Below are 19364 nucleotides of genomic sequence, written 5' to 3' on the forward strand. Positions count from 1 at the left end.
TTTAATTATGCGGCTCTATAATTCATTTCAAATCACCAAGACTTTTAATTTTAGTCTTTTCTCTTGTGACAATCTGAATAACTTCAGGATAGATATGGCCGATGAAAGCCGCATTTTTCACTTCGTGCCCTTCAAACTCAGCTTCCCCGTTCAATGCTTGCAGTGCCGGAACGTGTACTGACATACCAAGATCCATATGTCCATCCCGAATTGTGGATAAATTCTCCACCGAAGCACCCGTTTCGGTATTCGTTACATTCATGCCATCGATATATTTGTTCCAGAGGTTGGCCATCTCGCCGCCAAGAGGATAATACGTCCCGCCCTGACTACCTGTTCCAAGTATAAATTCTTTCTTTCGCTTCGTTGCATCAGCAGTAAGTTCAGCAACTTCATTTTCAACTGTCAGCCCTTGTTCTTCGTAATATCTTTTCGCTCCCGGATGGATTAAAAGCCCTTCCGCCCCGCGCAGTGCATTTTCCAATGTCATTTGTTGCGCTTGAGCATGTGTATTTTCGCTAGCATTCTCAATCATACTTTTCGCAATCTCATATCCTAGTTCTTCATCAATCGTATCCGTGCTCCCCATCAGAATCGCGTATGCAGTCACAGTTTCAATATCTTCCGTAAGAAAATCATACGTTTCTTTCGGGATTGTAAGTCGTCGATAACCTGAATTCTTTTCAATATGTTCAATCGCTTTATCCGACAGTCCAAGCATTTTTACATCGCCTGCAGATGCTTGGAGGCTTTCAATACTTGCAGCCGGAAGCCCGAGAATACCAATTGACACATCGATATTTCCATCTTGAACACCGTCCGCTGCATCTCCAAAGCCTTCTTGGTATGCCTTATAGTCTCCATCTTCAAGCCCATATGCCTGCAGAATCAGCTTCGCCACATTATTCGTTTCACTCGCCGCTGGTCCAATGGCAATATTTTCACTTCCCCCGCCGCATGCAGATAAGACTAGTACCATTCCTATCGCCAAGAAAAATAATACATGTACTTTTTTCTTCCTCACCTTATAACCTCCCTGTTTAATTTCTATTTAACGTGTGGACTTTTTCAAATTAGATGTTAGACCCGTAGATTGCTAAGTTCATTTTACGTAACAGCCGTTTGAAATATTCATATTGTCATCAATCCATATATGGGTTTATATGACTTTTAGTGCATAAACTTTAAATTCAGATAAATCGCCAACAAAAAAACGTCAACCAAGCACATAAATGCTCAGATGACGGTTCTTCTTATATTTTCTACTCTACATTATTGACGAGTACTGTCGCAATTTCAGGGAAAAATGATAGGACGACCATAAAGACTAGCATAATAACAGCGTAGGGTATGACACCTTTAACGATTTCACTAATCGTATTCGATTTATCCAACCCTTTTAAAACGAACAGATTCAACCCTACCGGAGGAGATATCAATGCCAGTTCCATATTAATCACCATGATGATTGCAAACCAGATTGGATCGAAACCGAGTGCAATGATGATTGGGTAAAGAATCGGCAATGTAATAACAAGAATCGAAACCGTCTCGAGAAACATTCCCAAAATCAACAATACGATATTGATCAAAATAAAGATTATCCACGGGTTAATATCCTGGGACGTTGCAAAACTCACAATCGTTTGTGGTATTTGTAAAATCGTTAGGATAAATCCTAAGAGCATAGCACCGATTATGATAAATAAAATCATCGTGTTTGTTTTTACTGTTGCTAACATGATTTCTTTTAAGTTACTAATCGTCAAATTTTTATAAACAAACGCAGCAATTGCGAAACTGAAAACGACGCCCACTGCGGCTGCTTCTGTCGGTGTAAAAATACCTGCATAAATTCCACCGATAATGACGACAGGCAATAATAGTCCCCATATCGCTTTCCTCGATGCCTCAAGCCGTTCCCCCCATGTAGCAGGCACATCTTTAATATGTCTCGTTTGATAGGCAGAAAAGATCATAAATGCTATCGTTAAAATAATTCCCGGAATGATTCCCGCGATGAAAAGTTTTCCAACGGATTCACCAGTTACTGATCCATAGATTATCATCGGAATACTTGGTGGAATCAAAATACCTAGTGTTCCACCTGCTGCAAGCAGTCCTAATACATGGCGCTTATTATAGCCTCTCCTCACCATTTCAGGAAGCGCAACGGACCCTACAGTTACCGCGGTTGCGACACTTGAGCCGGATATCGCGGAAAAAATCGTACAACAGAAGAGCGTTGCAATTGCGAGTCCTCCAGGAAAATGACGGAACCATCTACTTGCCATTTCGTATAAATCCCGCCCGACACCACTAATCACCAATACTTGGCTCATTAATACGTACATAGGAAGCGCTGTTAGCGTAAAGTCATCCAACGACTTATAGGCGATTATAGGGACTTGCATAAAAGCGAATGTGCCTCCGTTAAAGAAAAACATGCCCGCTACCGCTAATAATCCAAGGGTGAATGCGACGGGAAGACCGAGCACTAGAAGGATACCCATTCCTCCAGTAAAAAAGAAACTCATATGTTCTCCCCCCCTTTATGTATGCCGCCATCAATAATTTGCATGATAAATGCAATACATAGCAGCGTCCCTCCTACCGGGAGAAATAACTCCGGTAGGTACATAGGGACACGCAGTAAGGATGCAGATGTCACTCCCAGTTCGAATGTTTTCGCAACGTGGAAAAAGCTATACAATGTAAAAATCATGCTAAATACTAATCCTAATGCGTTTGAAATATATGCTAGAACCGTTTTCATGCGGTCATTCACATTGTTAATCAATAAATCTACTGTTATATGAGAATAGGTCCTAACTGCAAAGGCACTTCCCAAAAAACAGCTTCCTATTATTCCATATATTGATAATTCTGTTGCCCATGAGGTCGGCTTATGAAAAAACGATCGTGAAATTACTTCATAAAATGTCATTACCGTCGTAATAAGAATTAAAATCCCGGCAATATACGCTCCCCATCTAATTAAATGATCAAAAAAGTTGTAAACCTTTTTCACAAGCACTTTCCTCCTTTAAATAAGAGTACTTTTATTTCTTATCTGTCATTTCAAGCAACTCTTTACCCAGATCCCCCGTGTGTTTCGTGAATGCTTCCCGAACCGGGTCTGCAGCTTCTTTCCATTCCGCCAAATCTTCTTCCGGAACGACGTAGACTTCCATCCCCTTCTCTTCTAGCGCTTTAGCTGATTTAGAATCTTCCTTTTCTGCTTGCTCACGAATCCAAACTTCAGTTTCCTTTGCAGTTTCTTCAATTAATGCTTGCGTCTTTTCAGGTAAACCATCCCAATAATCTTTATTGACTGCCAATAAGAATTCGAGGTATGCGTAATTATTAATTGTCAAATACTTTGTTACTTCATCATATTTACGCTGTAACATTGCGGTAGTACCTGATGTTGCACCGTCAACTGTGTCGCGTTGAAGAGCCATGTACACTTCTCCGCCACCCATAAACACAGGAGATGCGCCATAAGCTTTTATCAGTTCGGATGGCAAATCACCAATACTTCTAATTTTCAGTCCTTTAAAGTCAGCCGGTGATTTTAATGGACGTTTATTATTTGCAAACTGGACGTAACCATAGTCAGCAAACATTAACACTTTCGCGCCTTTTTCTTCCATTGCACCTCGTAACTTATCTCCAAATTCACTGTTCACGGCTTCGCCTACTGCCGAATAATCATTAAAGACGTAAGGAACGTCGAATATCCCCATTGCAGGAACGGTTGATGCCCATAAAGTCGAGGAATTCACGACCATTTCGACTCCGCCTGACAATAAGGACTGATTCATATCCTTATCACTTAATAATTGGCCAGCCGGGTATACCTGCACATCTACTTTGCCATCCGATTTTTCAGTTACATCTTTTGCAAACTTTTCAATCCCTATAGAAATATGGTGATCCTGGGGCAAGTTATAAGCAAGACGGATTGTCGTAGCTTCGAATCCATCCCCTTTCGTAGCCGCATCGACTTCGTTTGCTTCATTACCGGACTCACTACATGCCGATAACAGTAACACTGTAATAATTGAATAAATCATGATTGACATCCACTTCTTCATCTTCTCATCCCCTTATCTTTTTTCTTTCAACGTGTCTGATACGTCCCAACGGTTTTTTTGAAGACAAACTCGCGGCATAATCCGCAGCATCCAACAATTTCTCAAAATCCACGCCTGTGTCAATATTCATTCTTTCAAATAAGTACACGAGATCCTCAGTAGCCAAATTTCCCGCCGCCCCTGGCGCAAACGGACATCCACCAATCCCGCTTGCAGCAGTTTCAAATATTCTTATTCCCGCTTGATAAGCTGAGTATGCGTTGGCCGAACCGAGCCCTCTTGTATCATGCAAGTGGATAGCAACCGGTGTATCGCTTGCTATCTGTAATACTTTCCCCATTAAACGTTCTACTTGATCCGGAGTGGCGATACCGATTGTATCCGCAATACCAATGCGATCCGCTCCTGCCTCTTTAGCCTCCTGGACAAGGGCAAGTACCTGCTCTTCCGAGACATCTCCTTCATACGGACAGCCGAAACTGACCGCAATAGAAAAACAGGTTTTTACTCCATCACTTTTTGCTTGTTTAACAACAGTCTTAAACTGATCCAAATTGTCCTCTATCGACATGCCTATATTTTTGTTATTGAATGTCTCTGTTGCGGAACTCACCCAGTTAATCTCCGAAAGCTGATGGATTCGTGCACGCTCATACCCTTTTAAATTCGGTATAAGTGCAATCGGTTCTAATCCTTTAAATGAAGATACTGCCTTTATGACAGCAGACGCATCGGCCATTTGCGGAACTTTTTCTTGGCGAACAAATGATGTTACTTCGACTTTTGAAACTCCGGATTCAACCAGCATTTGTACAAGAGTCGCTTTTTCCTCCGTCGATACAGACTTCGGATCATTTTGTAAACCGTCTCGCGGACTGACGTCAATTATTGTTACATCCGGCATTTAAACGACTCCCTGCTCTTTTAGTCTTTTAAAGTCTTCAATAGAGAATTTCATGAATTCCGTATATATCTCTTCGTTGTGTTCCCCAAGAGTTGGTCCGTTCCACTCAATTCCACCTGGTGTACCAGACAATTTCGGTACGATTCCAGGTACTAAAACTTTTCCTCCATTCGGCAACTCAACTTCACACAACATGTCACGAGCTTTATAATGTTCATCCTCAACAATTTCTTGGATTCCATAAATAGGTCCTACAGGCACTGACACTTCATCCAGTATTCTTTGCACTTCTTTTAGCGAGTGCTGTTTCGTCCATTCTTCGATTGTCTCATCAATGAACGTTACATCGTCCGCACGTCCTTGATTGGATCCGTAGTTAGAATCGTTGGCAAGGTCTTCCCTTCCAATGGCAGTCATGAGCCGCTGAAATATCTTATCTCCGTTTCCGCCAATCACTACGTGTTTTCCATCAGCACATAAATACGTATTGGACGGCGCGATGCCTGGCAACGTAGTGCCTGTTCTCTCCCGAACATGTCCGGTAAGATCGTATTCCGGAAGAATTCCTTCAAGTAAACTAAAAACAGATTCATATAATGCTACGTCTACAACTTGCCCTTTCTTTTCAGAATCTTCATCCCTCGCCCGCAGTGACATTAGCGTACCTATAACTGCATACAAACCAGCCACCATATCACCAAGTGCAATGCCAACACGAACAGGCGGAAGTTCCGGATACCCCGTCAAATACCGGAGACCTCCAATCGCTTCTGCGACACTACCGAACCCTGGCTTTTCTTTATATGGTCCCGTTTGTCCGTATCCTGAAATACGTGTAAGGATAATGGATGGATTGATTTTCTGCATTTCCTCGAATCCAAGTCCCCATTTTTCCAACGTACCCGGTTTGAAGTTTTCGAGAACTACATCCACTTTTCCGATAAGGGTTTTCACGATGTCCTGTCCCTGTTTTTCTCGCATGTTTACAGTGATTGACTTTTTATTTCTACCTTGGACGTACCACCAGACTGACGTATCCTTATCCATAACACGCCAATTCCGAAGTGGATCACCATTCGTTGGTTCTTCCACCTTAATTACTTCCGCTCCAAACTCTGCAAGTATTTTCCCTGCAAATGGTGCTGCAACTATATTTCCTAATTCCAGAATTCTAATTCCATCTAATGGTTTTCTAGTCATTTTTTGAACCTCCTACTATTGCATAGCTGACTTCATAAATAATGTATAATCGTCTTCAATATGTTGTTTCATCAGTTTTCTAGCACTTATGTTATCTTGGTCAACAATTGCTTGGTAAATTTGTCGATGCTCCGCACTTGCATCTACCACGCGCTTCGGATCGAATTCAAGTATAGCTTTCCGATAAAAACTGTTCACACCTCTTAATTGCGAAGTCATTGAGATAAGAAATGGGTTACCACTTGCACGGACGATTGATTCATGAAAACTGACGTTAACATCATGCACATTTTTCAAGGAATTATCGGACGTTACTTTCTCCATTTTCAATATATTCATACGGATTTCTTCTAACTGTTCCGATGAGCGCCTCTCTGCCGCGTAATAGGCGGCGAGTGACTCCATCTCAACCCTGCATTCATACAAGTATCTGAAATCTTCAATTGAAGGTTCTACAACTGTAACTCCACCTGATTTGTTGACAGACAACAGACCATCTTTTTCGAGCATCCTAACGGCTTCTCGAATTGGACTTCGACTCACTTGCAGTTCTTCAGCAACTTTTTCTTCTATGAGCCTTTCCCCCGGTTTAATGCGCCCGAGAATAATATCTTCTTTTAAATACTCATAAACTTGCGATTTTAAAGTTGATTTCTTAATCTCAATTTTTGTCATAAGCTAATTCCTCTTTCCGTCGACTGTATACAATTATCTCTATAGTCAGAATAGGGTTATTATTTTAATTAGTCAACACTATTTTAATATAGTTAACTACCAGTATCTTTATGAACTATTAACATATTACAAACTAAAAAGACCTTCTTACACTGCCGCAATTGGCACAGTGCAAGAAAGTCTTTTTAGTTATTCAAATACGATGCTTTTTTCAACGTTTCCGCCAATACACGTGCTCCAATATCAAGCGCTTCTTTGTTGAACGTCATATCTGGATGATGAAGCCCTGGACTAAGATCTGCTCCGATGCCAATCATTGCGGCTTTTAAGTTCGGATTATGGATCGTATAGAAATGGAAATCATCACTGCCCGATGTAATAATGTCAGATGCATATCCCTCTTCCCCAACTGTTGCCAAGATAGCTTCACGTGCAACAGTTGTAGCTTCTTCAGACACTTCTGCTGCCGGTGTATAGTCACTCCATGCCAATTTAATTTCCACACCGTGCATCTGTCCAATTGCTTGGATTCCCCGGGAAATACGTTCCTTCAGCTCCCCCAACACCACATTCGATTGTGCTCTAGCATCGATTGCAAACGTTGCAGTTCCCGGAATGATATTGAGACTATCTCCGCCCGCCTGCACTTTTGTCAGTTTTGCTGAGTACGCTTCGTAAGGTGAAAAATGGATTGTTTTCACAAACTGGGCAATTGCAAATAACGGATCGAGTGCATTGTTTCCTTGCTGAGGACGTGCACCATGCGCATCGTCGCCAATGATTTTGCCCTCAAGGAATACCGCCGCCCCGTGATGAATTGCTGGTGTCACTTTTCCATATGGAATTTCTTCCTGTGGACGCAAATGCACACCAAACAAATATGAAACGTCGTCGACCGCTCCTCGCTCAATCATCGAGTTTGCACCATTGCCCTTTTCTTCTGCTGGTTGGAAAATAAATCGGATTCGGCTGCCCAGTTCCTCCTGTTGTAAATAACTAAGCGCACCTAACACCATGGATATATTCGCATCATGCCCACAAGAATGATTCGCCTTATAGACACCCCCGACTTCCTGCCACAATGCATCAATGTCGGCGCGTACCGCGATAATACGATCTCCTTCACCGATTTCCGCGACAACACCCGTTACATCGTCAAATGTATGATGTTTTACATTCATTTCAGTTAATATTTCTGCTAGTTTTGCAGTCGTCTCTACTTCTTTCCAACTCACTTCTGGATAGGCATGAAAATGTTCAAACCATTTTCCAATTTGCTCTTTGATTACCAATTAAAACACTCCAATCATTCTATGTCTCACCGTTATATTATTAAATACTTCACATCTTTCAGAATAACCTATTTTCTAGAAAATATAAAGGGGGTGCTGGAGATAGTTATGATCGGTTAACAGACCGGTATGATTGGTTCAACGCTATATATGCTCGGTTAGCACTCCGTTATGATTGGTTCAGCTCCATATATGACCGGTTAGCGGAATATATGATCGAGGTAGCAACATATATGCTCGGTCAGCAGAATATATGATCGGGGCAGCAACATATATGCTCGGTCAGCGGAATATATGATCGGGGCAGCAACATATATGCTCGGTAGCGGAATATATGATCGGGGCACCAACATATATGCTCGGTCAGCGGAATATATGATCGGGGCACCAACATATATGCTCGGTCAGCGGAATATATGATCGGGGCAGCAATATATATGATGGGTCGGCGGAATATATGATCGGGGCAGCAACATATATACTCGGTCAGCACGCCGTTATGATCGGGTCAACGCATATATGCTCTATTGCTCTCTCAAAACCAATTAAAAAAGTTGCCCCAAATATCCCAGGGCAACTCCATCACACTATTAAATTACAATTTCCATTTCACTCTCGCATAAATAGCGAGCATCATGAAGTTCACCGCGGCACTAATGACCGTACCGTATGCAATTGCTGAAGCACCGTGCGAGTCAATCATCAAATAAATAACTCCGAGATTAATCGCAAAGACACTTATCAAACTGAATATGACAGGCACCATCGAATTGGCTTTTGCGTAATAGAATCGAGTAATATACGTGTTTGCAGCAAGGAAAAACATCGACAGTGTAAATACACGGAAAAGCGATACCGTTAGCAGTATATCCTTCTCCGTCATTTCTCCATATCCGAAGACAAGACGGACAAGTGGATCTGCAAAAAAGTAAGCTATCATAGTTGCCGGCACAAGCAAAGCAACTAAATAAAGCATCCCTTTTTTATAGAGGGCACGGATTGTATCCATATCCCCTTCACCCTCTTTTTTACTGAGGAGAGGATAGATTACGGTTGTTACGGCAGTCATCATTATCGCTTGCGGAAAGCCAGTTAATTTCGAGGCATAGTTGACCGCCGCAATTGTCCCGTCACCAAACTCGCCAGCTACAATTCTGTGAATAACAGCATAAAATTGTAGTGATGCACCACCGAACAAAATTGGCAATGCAATCACCCATAAACGTTTCGTATCAACAGACATGGCAAATGAAAGCTTCAAAGAATAGAGTTTTGATTTTCGAAGTCCTACATATAAGAACACACCCATTAATAACGCACCAACCAGTGCACCAATCCCATACGATTCAGGACCAAAATAACTTGTTAGAACAACAGCGATTCCGACAAAAGACGCATTATATAGAAGGACTGCTAAACTGGACAAGTTAAATTTACCGTTGACGTTCATTACTCCACTCATCCATGTCGATAACACCAGAATAATAGAAGACGGCATCATCCAAAGGTAAAGAGTTCGCGTCAGCGCAAATTTTTCAGCAGTCATATCTTTGAAAAACAAATGCAAGATAGAATCTGTAAAGATCATCAATATGGCCGTAATCGCAACTGCTGCTACAAGAACCGTCGTAAATGATTTTCGCACGAACAATGCTTTATCCGTCCTTGTAGAATGGTAGACAGATATGAACGCTGTCGTCAACGCACCTCCAACCACTAGGTAAATGAAATTCGGGATAGTATAGGCTGTAATAATCGCATCCGCAGTTGCCGAAGCACCGTATTGATTACTAATCGCCATTTCCCTTGCAAACCCAAACAGCCTCGCAACAATGTTAATAATCGCAACTCCGCCGATAATTTTCATCATTTTACTCACTATGATCAACCTGACCTTTCTCGGCTGAACGATAAATCGACAATAAGTCCTCTAAAATCGTCTCATATGAATGTTGTGAAATTTTTGCCTGCACTACTGTTTCATCAATGACATTGGAATTCTCATCGAGCGCACTCCATAAACCTTTCGCCAATGAATCCGGATTTTTCGGTTCAACCAAAATACCTGCCCGGTCTTTCAACAAATAAGAAAGCCCTCCAACGTCCGTTGCGACAACTTTCGTTCCAGCCGACATTGCTTCGAGCGCAACCAATCCGAACCCTTCATGATAGGAAGGAAGTACAAGCGCATCAGCCGCCGACATCCATAGTGCCAAATCCGCTTGACCAAGAGGTTCTTTGAAATGAATGTCTTCAACATCCTTTTCTCGGATGAACGACCGTAACTCCTCAACAAATTGACCGTCTTTCTGCGAACCAATTACGTACAACGAACTATCAGGAAACGACATTTTCAGTGAATCAAACGCTTCGACAAGTTCAAGAAGGCCTTTTGCTTGAATCACATTTCCGACAAAGATCAATATTTTCTCTTCCATAGGAAGAGTAAGTTTTTCCCTCGCCTCTACTTTAGCTACATAGTTAAAAATGGATGTATCGACACCCATACTCATGACATGAACATTCGCTTCCGGAACATCGAAGTTATTTATCACATCTTCCCGAAGTTTGTCGCCAACAACGATGACCGATTCCGCTTGTCGTAAAATGTTTTTTGTCATATCGGCAATGCGCTGACTCCTCGCAGCCATTTTATCGATATCTCCACCATGAACAGTCACAACGTAAGGAATACCAAACATCTTTTTCCCAATCAATGAAATAATTCCTGTTGGAAATGCATAATGCGCATGTGTTAAGGATAATTTCTTACGATTTTTCATCATGTATAAAACAGAACGGAAAAACCATGTCATGTATTTTTTCAATGCCTGTATTTTCCCTTTTCCAGGATTCTGAATAGCAACCACATCGACATCAAGACCAGCAGACTGAAGAAGGCCAACCTGATTTTTCACAAAAATACCGTATGTTGGATGTTGCATTGACGGATACATATTGCTGAATACGACTATTTTTCTCATTTCATTTCTCAACCCCATCTTTCAATAACCTAACGAGCTAGACCTTTATTTAGATTCAATAATTATAGCATATCATCTTACATTCGACCTCTTGACAGCCAATACCGCAATCCAACACTATTTACTAACCACAACAAAAACACCATTTGATAGAATAGAATCCCGTCAAATGGTGTTTTAAGACTACTTATGAGTATAATACTAGCCTTGTAATGCTATTGTAATGTAACTGTAACCGAATTAAAGGTTTAGCTATGCTAAGATGTTGAAAGATAAAGCACACGCTATTATATGTGCGAAAGGGGAAATTGAGAAAAGAATGAAACGTTTTTTATTATTAATTTTTGCAAGCATACTATTTTCAACGTCTATCCCGTCCATGGCTTCAGCAGATTCTGCAACTAATCTCGTAAACACAGCTCGATCATATATAGGTACACCTTATTCATATGGAGGGACAACCACTTCCGGTTTCGACTGCTCAGGATATACGCAATATGTATTTAAACAACAAGGAATTTCCATTCCTAGAACGGCTAGCCAACAGTATGCTATGGGAACATCTGTTGCAAAAAGCGAGTTGAAAACAGGCGACATTGTATTCTTCAATACAAGCGGCAGTGGAGTTTCACATAATGGAATTTACATTGGGTCCGGTCAATTCATCCATTCGTCTACAAGCAAGGGTGTCATGATTTCTTCCATAAACGACCCTGCCTACTGGGGTAGCCGTTATATCGGCGCTAAACGAGTGAATGATTTCACACCAGGTTCTCTCGTCGCATCGGCTGACGTACCAACAGCAGTTAAAAAAGCAGTTACATACGCTTCTCGTGCTGAAATTGCACAAACACTTGTCGATGAACTCGGCTTGAAAAAAACGAGCACTAAATCTTCTTTTTCTGACGTAGCTACAAATCACCCACAACTTGATGCTATCATTGCAGTATCGGATGCAGGTATCTTCTCAGGAAATGACGGCAAATTTGATCCTAGTGGTGAAATGACACGTGCACAACTTGCTAAAGTACTTGTAGAAGCATTTGATCTTAAAGGATCTACAGTTACTTCCTTCAAAGATGTTCCAAAAGATCATTGGGCAAGTGAATATATTAACATTCTTTATCACAATGAAATTACGACCGGTTATGGTGATGGTAATTACGGTCTAAGCGATAAAGTTACTGCAAGTCAGTTCAAGAAGTTCACTGATCGTCTCACTAATTAATTTCTCATTCACCGGATGTTCCACTTAAAGGAACATTCGGTTTTTTTATATAAAAATTCAATTATAGTTATTTATTAGTATAGCAATAATTGGACATCACTGTTAAAATGAATCTACAACTCTAGTAATACAAGGGAGGACACAATGAAAACAATTAAGTGGGCAGCAGTGGTAATGATGATTTTCACACTCGTTTCCATGGTCCCGGGACAATCTTTCGCTAAAACTCAATTCACGGACGTAACAACTGATAAGGAATACTATGAACAGGTCAATTACATAGCTGATCTTGATATTATTAAAGGATACTTAGAAAATGGGGTTTCAAAATTTAAACCGGGTAATAACTTAACACGTGCCCAGGCCGCTAAAATGCTGGTCATTGCTGCAAAAAAGCAGAACATCCCTGCCCCGTCTTTACAGTTCAAAGACGTTAAGCCTGGTACCGAGCAATATGAGTATATAAGCCGCGCCGTTTCACTTGGCTATTTTAAAGCGGAATCTAACGGAAGCTTCAAACCAAACGAAAACTTAAAGCGTGGCGAGATGGGTAATGCACTCGCGGTTGCTTTCAATCTTTCAGAAAAGATTTCAACTGAAAAACCAATGATGCTTACAGATATGAAGAGTCATCAATACGCTGAACGTATCAATGGACTTTATTATGCTGGAGTAACAAAAGGTGATGCTGGAAAGTTCCTGCCTAACGATTTCTTAACTCGTTCACAGTTCTCTCTATTCCTAGCTCGCGCAATGAATGATAAGTATGCTTTACCCGTTAAACTACCAGATCAAACTTCAAGTACGTATTTTGCAAGAGTGGCAACAAGTGGAGAAACGCTGAACGTACGCTCACTTCCATCAGTGAATGGGAATATCGTTGCACAGCTAAATAATAAAGATATCGTTGAAGTTGTCGGTAAAACAGGAGACTGGTTACTAATCCTTCTGGATGACGGTGAAGGCTATATCAACGGTAAATATACTGTAGAAGCTGGAACGGAAACACCCGATGACAATGTTGTTACACCTGAAAAACCGACAATTCCTGAAGAACCCAGCGTGACTGGCGACCTAATCGGAAAAGTAACGGTGAAAAGCCTAAACATGCGACAAGCTGCTGGCACTAGCTCCCCTGTTATCGCTGCGTTAACACTAGGGCAAAAAGTTGAAGTGCTATCACTCGATGGTAACTGGGCAAAAATTCGTGTGAATTCTAAAACAGGGTTCGTTAGTAAAACATATTTAAAACTACTCAACCAAAAAGGCAATCCACTTGCTAATCGCATCATCATCTTAGACCCGGGTCACGGAGCACATGATCCCGGTGCTTCAAAAAATAAGGTATCAGAAAAAACCATCACGTTAAAAGTTGGTAAACTTGTAGAAGCAAAATTGAAAAAAGCAGGCGCAAAAGTAATTATGACACGTTCAAATGACACGTTCCTTTCACTTGAACAACGCACTGAATTTGCCAAGAAAAATTTTGCCGAAACATTTGTATCGATTCACGTAAATTCAGCCGCCGCGACATCAGCAAAAGGAACTGAAACGTACTTCGACTCATCTTCGAATGCTAACTCAGTAGAAAGTAAATCTTTAGCAACTTACATTCAAAATAATATTGTTAAAAGAGCAAATATGGTTAACCGCGGTGTGAAAGACAATCGTTTTTATGTCATTAAGAACAACAATATCGCAGCTGTCCTCGTCGAACTTGCTTTCATCTCAAATGCAGATGACTTTAAAAAGCTGACGAGTGATGCCTATCTGGAAATATATGCTGAATCAATCTATCAAGGTCTAGTACAATACTATTCAGCTCAATAATAATATATACCGAAGAGAGTGAAACTACTCTCTTCGGTATTTTTTTGTGAATTTACACAAAATTGTTTTGTCCATTACTGAGCCTAATGGTACAATTGGATTACAGACTATTTCGTCATTAGTTCATATATTTATATGATGATAAAATAGTATAAAAAAAGGAAAAGAGGGTTGTACTTTGTCTATTAAATACTCTAAAAGTGCTACAGCAACTATGCTTCTATTAAGCTCAATTGCTATTACGCCTGTCATGGCTGCCGAAACACCCGTTGCTGCAACTGGGGACTTCTCGATGACGGTGCTCCACACGAATGACACGCACGCAAACCTTGCTACGACTGCGGAACGTGCAGCACTCGTCAAAAAAATTCGTGAAGAAAAGCCTTACAATGTCCTGCTTGATGCAGGCGATGTTTTTTCTGGAACACTTTACTTCAACGAATTTGAAGGACAAGCTGACCTCGCTGTTATGAATTATCTTGGGTACGATGCCATGACATTCGGCAACCACGAGTTCGACCTTGGCTCCTCTGCAGAAGGGCACAAAGCGCTAGTAGATTTCATCAAAGGTGCGAAATTCCCATTCATTAGTGCGAATACTGATTTCTCGGCAGACCCGCTTTTCGATGGTCTTCAATCTAAAACAGTCGAAGCAAAAGCCGAAGACGGTAAAATCTATAACGGAATTATTAAAGAAGTGAATGGTGAGAAAGTCGGTATTTTCGGACTAACGACTGAAGAAACAAAAGACATTTCGAGCCCTGAAAAAGTGATATTTACGAACTATATTGTGGAAGCGAAAGAAGCGGTTGCTGCATTTGAAAAAGCCGGTGTGAACAAAATTATCGCACTTACTCATATAGGATATAATGACTCTGACAATGTCGACAACGATCTTCTTCTTGCTAAAAACGTGCCAGGTATCGACATTATCGTCGGGGGGCACACGCATGTTAAACTTGACGAACCTTTCGTAGTTAATAAGGATACTGAACCTGTGCTTATCGTTCAAGCGAATGAGTACAATAAATTCTTAGGTCAACTTGACATCACATTCGATGATAAAGGTGTCATTAAAGATTATAGCGGTGTCCTTCATGCTGTCGGCGGTGAAAATGCCGCAGTTGACGCAGGCGCAGCAGAACTTATTAAACCTTTTTCTGATAAAGTAAAAGAGACTATGGAAAAACCAACTGGCGCCACGGCTGGCGTATTCCTTAGCGGTCTCCGTGATCTTGGCGGTGTTCGTGCAGGTGAAACCAATCTAGGGAATATCATCACGGACGGTATGCTCGCTAAGGCGAAAGAAATCGATCCTTCGACTGTTATCGCATTCCAAAATGGCGGCGGTATCCGGACTTCAATTCCACAAGGACCGATTACATACGGTCAGGCTATTTCTGTACTGCCATTTGGTAATACACTTGCATTGATGGAACTAAGCGGTGCAGAATTGAAATCTGTTTTTGAAAGATCTGTCGAGAAGTACCCAGAGGAGGATGGTGGCTTCCTTCACGTTTCTGGAATGAAACTGATTTTCAATCCCGCAGCTGAAATCGGCAATCGAGTCATCTCAATGGCAATCGATGGCAAGGAAATAGAAGCTGACAAAACATATAAAATCACAACTAACGTCTTCACTGCTCAAGGTGGCGACAACTATGAAGTTCTAAAAAAAGCATATGCAGATGGACGTGCCAGTGAGCCAGGCTTCTCCGACTGGGAAAATTTCGCAGATCATATGAAATCCATCGGCACAATCAACTCTGGAATAGAAGGCCGTATCCTAGCAAAAGTCCCTTATAGTGACGTTGCCTACGATAGCTGGGCTTATCCTTACGTATCAGATCTTTATTACCGCGGAATTTTGAAAGGTACAGATGCGACATATGGTCCAGAAAAAGAAATGACACGTGCACAAGCTGCTTCTTGGATTGTCCGCGCACTTGACCTGAAAGCTGATGGTTCGGCACCATTTAACGACATCGAAAACTATGCTGCTGATACAAAAGCGGAAATTGTTGCAGCATACGAAAATGGATTGATTAAAGGCGTTAACGGCAAGTTCATGCCTAGTGAAAAAGTGACGCGTGCACAATTCGCGTTGATGCTAGAACGCGCGTATGAAAATTACACAGGTAAAAAATACACAGCAGCTGCAAAAGCACCCTATGCAGATTTCGGTAACTATGGCTCGGAAGCAGTGAACGCTATCTCTATGCTTCACGAACTCGGAATCACTACTGGGTCTGACGGTAAATTTATGCCTGGTCAATCTACATCACGGGAACATGCAGCGAAAATTGTCTCGAACTTCATTTACAATGTAAAACAAGCGAAGAAGGCTGAATAAAAAAAGCGACATTCAGCCTCGGAGGGGTTAGCGCCTGAAGTCTAGGTACTGCTCGAGGTTCAAAAAATTATACTGTCTTTTAATTATTGGCCTAAAAGCGTTCTTGTACACTTCTCATAGTGTGCAAGAACGCTTTTCTTTTCATTAAAATGATGGAAGACCTACTTGTGATTCGACCCATCCCTCGTTATACATTCCATCCAATTCCGCATCTTTTTGTGGAACAACAATGTACTTTCTGTTGCTATCTCTTATCACGGCAGTAGGGAAAAATTCAGCCTCCCCTATTCCTATGTATTGCTTCCCTGCGAACTTCGTATGATCCACAGAAACTCTTGCGATACCACCTACATTCGTCGAGTCAAACTGCTGCGCTGAATAAAAATTACCAAGTGAATAAAACACTTTCGTTTTCTCTACCTCATCGTATTTTTGCAACACATGTGGATGATGGCCGAAAATTATATCCGCACCAGCATCAGCAATGAGCCCCGCAAACTCCTCTTGCGCTTCCGATATTGTTAATTGATATTCTGTCCCCCAATGCATGGAAACAACCAACACGTCCACCAGGCTTCTAAGTTGGACAATTTCCTCGCGCATCTGTTGCTGCTCAGTGACGGAGACTAAATATTCTTTCCCTTGCGGAATTGGGTTGCCATTCGTGTTGTGCGTATAGCTTAGAACGCCAATCCGAACGCCATCAACTTCCACAATTCGATCTTTCTCCTTGTCTTCACTAGATGTATATGCGCCAACATAGGGCATGCCATACTCTTTAATATTGCTGATTGCTTTCCGCAGACCTGCTTCTTTCAAGTCAATTGTATGATTATTCGCGATCGATACCATGTCAACGCCGGTCTTTTTCAAATCTCGGATAATATGTTTTGGACTGTTAAAGCTCGGATAACCAGATAGTCCTAGCTCCACACCACCCGGCATTGACTCCTGGTTAGCCAGCAAGAAATCAATACCTGTCAGTCGGTCTTTCACGGCCGCAAATGCAAAATCATAATTATTGTAAGTATAGAGCGGATTATGAAGAAGAATATCGCCAATCATACCAATGGTTACCGTCTTCATATCAATCTTTATATCTAGCGTGACCGGTATACTACGTTCGGCAAAATCGGCAGGTACGGTAATCTCAGTGGACTTCTCCCCCATATAATCACGTAGGCTAAACCCGCTTAGAATAAACATTATAATCATTAGCACAAATACTTTCCTTTTCACTAAACTATCCCCTGTCTTGCTAATTTTAGATTTTCACTACTATCTATGTTGAACAAATTAATACGGCGTATACGCTTTACAAGGGATTTTGGGAGGCCACTGAAAAAGCCCTTGTAATTGGAATCAATTAGGATTCCCACTAATACCGCTTCGACGCTTTGTGGATGCCTCCCGCGATACCACGAAGACGCGCCTGCGCTGGATGGTCTATGTGTGAAAGAGCTTTTCATTATCTGTGATGAAATCTGCAAGTTGGAGCACGTCTTTCTTGAAAATAAGTAGTATCAAAAAGTAATCACCTTATAATCTCAGCATATACATCTCGAAATTACATTTCTCTCGATAATGAACAACCTAGCGCAGGCGCGGCAAAGGGGTCGCCGAAGCCGTAAGACTGGATGCGAAGCGCTAATCCAGGCTTATGGCGAAAGGCATCCCCAAAGCGCCAAGCGTTCTTCAATCCACACTCCGAATTACACCTCTCTCATTATGGTGCACCACAGCAAATTCAATGGGATTCTTTAATTCAACATATATATCTAACTCATTATAGACCGGAAGTTAGCGCTGAATAGCGTTTCGTAGAAATTAAAAGACTATGGTAAAGAAAAATGAGACACTTTGGGGGAGTGTCTCATTAATTATATTACTTATCTTTCTTACCATTTTCTGCACTATCCTTAAATTGTTCAACTTGCTGTTTTTCACTCATTTTTGGTTCGAAGTCTGGATACGGCTTCCCTTCTGGCATTCCCGTAAATCCAGTGTCATTTTCTTTTTTCAAATCTTGCTGCTTTTTTTCAGACATTAAAAACACTCCTTTTTATCGATAGTATTATTAATACCCTAAAAGCCCTTCTTTCAAGCTGAAATAGTGAAAAGGCATTTTGATTTCCAGTTTTCCCTACCTATACACTTTTTCGGCATGCCAATAAATGGATACCATTCTTAAGCGGACTTAACTTTTTTGTGACTAGAATATTGACGTAGCTCCACTTTACTAAGGTAAAGAGAAGCACCTCTTATAGTATTAAAAAATTTGAAAAGAGTAATGTTATGAAAACCGCAAGTAATGCACCTATGCTCCAAATTTGTTCACACCCTCTCAGATCAACTAAAACTAAACAACTCACTAATTACCGAAGTCATCCACGACATTATATTCGCATCAAAAAGAACGGGAAATAGCTAGTTATTCCTGGATGTAGTTCATGAAAAGTATCCGGTCAGCAACCTAAAAATAAGTAAGCCTACAATAAGAACCAATGCCCGCTGAAGGCTCTTACCCGATATCTTATCTTCTTTTTTCGCTTCAGCCATCATCATAGCGCCAAGCAAGAATACTGCTGGAAGGAGCGTGATAGTAACAATCGTCATGAAACTTGCAGAAAACACAGGAATTGTAATCTCCTTCTCTTGTAATACGAAATATATCGCTATTGTAATCACGCTTATTAAACCTAATATACCTGCAGTCCATTTTGCCGTTGAAAACTCCATATTTAATTTCTCCTTTTTTCAGTTAATAAAACCATGCCATTATTTGTAGAAAGATCATC

At 41.2% G+C, this 19364-nt stretch carries 16 protein-coding genes; 3 read left to right on the forward strand and 13 right to left on the reverse strand.

Going from position 1 to position 19364, the window contains the following annotated elements; genetic code table 11:
- Positions 1–22: 22 nt before the first annotated feature.
- The 10 genes from H7992_RS19285 to H7992_RS19330 form a co-directional block, all read right to left on the reverse strand.
- Positions 23–1024, reverse strand: coding sequence for a TAXI family TRAP transporter solute-binding subunit (locus H7992_RS19285; RefSeq protein ID WP_255428485.1), 1002 nt, complete (start codon positions 1022–1024; stop codon positions 23–25).
- Positions 1025–1262: 238 nt separating this feature from the next.
- Positions 1263–2537 carry a TRAP transporter large permease gene (locus H7992_RS19290; protein WP_187045631.1) on the reverse strand — a complete coding sequence of 425 codons (1275 nt, stop codon included), beginning with the start codon at positions 2535–2537 and terminating at the stop codon, positions 1263–1265.
- Positions 2534–3031 (reverse strand): TRAP transporter small permease, encoded by a 498-nt coding sequence (locus H7992_RS19295; RefSeq protein ID WP_187045632.1) that lies wholly within the window; start codon positions 3029–3031, stop codon positions 2534–2536. Before H7992_RS19295 ends, H7992_RS19290 begins: the two co-directional genes overlap by 4 nt.
- A gap of 31 nt (positions 3032–3062) precedes the next feature.
- Positions 3063–4100: a TRAP transporter substrate-binding protein gene (locus tag H7992_RS19300; RefSeq protein WP_187045633.1), complete on the reverse strand. Its 1038-nt coding sequence runs from the start codon at positions 4098–4100 to the stop codon at positions 3063–3065.
- Positions 4101–4104: 4 nt separating this feature from the next.
- Positions 4105–5004: a hydroxymethylglutaryl-CoA lyase gene (locus H7992_RS19305; RefSeq protein WP_187045634.1), complete on the reverse strand. Its 900-nt coding sequence runs from the start codon at positions 5002–5004 to the stop codon at positions 4105–4107.
- Positions 5005–6204, reverse strand: a complete 1200-nt coding sequence (locus H7992_RS19310) for a CaiB/BaiF CoA transferase family protein (RefSeq protein ID WP_187045635.1) — start codon at positions 6202–6204, stop codon at positions 5005–5007.
- Positions 6205–6219: 15 nt separating this feature from the next.
- Positions 6220–6879, reverse strand: a complete 660-nt coding sequence (locus H7992_RS19315) for a GntR family transcriptional regulator (RefSeq protein ID WP_187045636.1) — start codon at positions 6877–6879, stop codon at positions 6220–6222.
- Between the two features lie 185 nt (positions 6880–7064).
- Positions 7065–8171 (reverse strand): amidohydrolase, encoded by a 1107-nt coding sequence (locus H7992_RS19320; RefSeq protein WP_187045637.1) that lies wholly within the window; start codon positions 8169–8171, stop codon positions 7065–7067.
- Positions 8172–8766: 595 nt separating this feature from the next.
- Complete coding sequence (gene murJ, locus H7992_RS19325; protein WP_255428713.1) at positions 8767–10041, reverse strand: murein biosynthesis integral membrane protein MurJ; 1275 nt, start codon at positions 10039–10041, stop codon at positions 8767–8769.
- Position 10042: 1 nt separating this feature from the next.
- Positions 10043–11155, reverse strand: a complete 1113-nt coding sequence (locus H7992_RS19330; protein WP_187045639.1) for a glycosyltransferase — start codon at positions 11153–11155, stop codon at positions 10043–10045.
- A gap of 319 nt (positions 11156–11474) precedes the next feature.
- Here H7992_RS19330 and H7992_RS19335 point away from each other — a divergent pair, with 319 nt between their 5' ends.
- The 3 genes from H7992_RS19335 (at position 11475) to H7992_RS19345 (ending at position 16566) form a co-directional block, all read left to right on the forward strand.
- On the forward strand, positions 11475–12383 hold the full coding sequence (locus H7992_RS19335; protein WP_067214046.1) for a C40 family peptidase: 909 nt from the start codon (positions 11475–11477) through the stop codon (positions 12381–12383).
- Between the two features lie 144 nt (positions 12384–12527).
- On the forward strand, positions 12528–14213 hold the full coding sequence (locus H7992_RS19340) for an N-acetylmuramoyl-L-alanine amidase (protein WP_067212187.1): 1686 nt from the start codon (positions 12528–12530) through the stop codon (positions 14211–14213).
- Positions 14214–14391: 178 nt separating this feature from the next.
- The gene (locus H7992_RS19345) at positions 14392–16566 is read left to right on the forward strand and encodes a 5'-nucleotidase C-terminal domain-containing protein (protein WP_255428486.1); all 2175 of its coding nucleotides are present in this window, start codon (positions 14392–14394) and stop codon (positions 16564–16566) included.
- Between the two features lie 144 nt (positions 16567–16710).
- Here H7992_RS19345 and H7992_RS19350 read toward each other — a convergent pair whose 3' ends face one another.
- The 3 genes from H7992_RS19350 to H7992_RS19360 form a co-directional block, all read right to left on the reverse strand.
- Complete coding sequence (locus H7992_RS19350; protein WP_187045640.1) at positions 16711–17805, reverse strand: CapA family protein; 1095 nt, start codon at positions 17803–17805, stop codon at positions 16711–16713.
- Between the two features lie 646 nt (positions 17806–18451).
- Complete coding sequence (locus H7992_RS19355) at positions 18452–18613, reverse strand: hypothetical protein (RefSeq protein WP_187045641.1); 162 nt, start codon at positions 18611–18613, stop codon at positions 18452–18454.
- A gap of 401 nt (positions 18614–19014) precedes the next feature.
- A complete protein-coding gene (locus tag H7992_RS19360) occupies positions 19015–19305 on the reverse strand; it encodes a hypothetical protein (RefSeq protein ID WP_187045642.1) in 291 nt (96 codons plus the stop codon).
- Positions 19306–19364 lie beyond the last annotated feature (59 nt).

Source organism: Sporosarcina sp. resist (assembly GCF_014302295.1).
Classification (GTDB): domain Bacteria; phylum Bacillota; class Bacilli; order Bacillales_A; family Planococcaceae; genus Sporosarcina; species Sporosarcina psychrophila.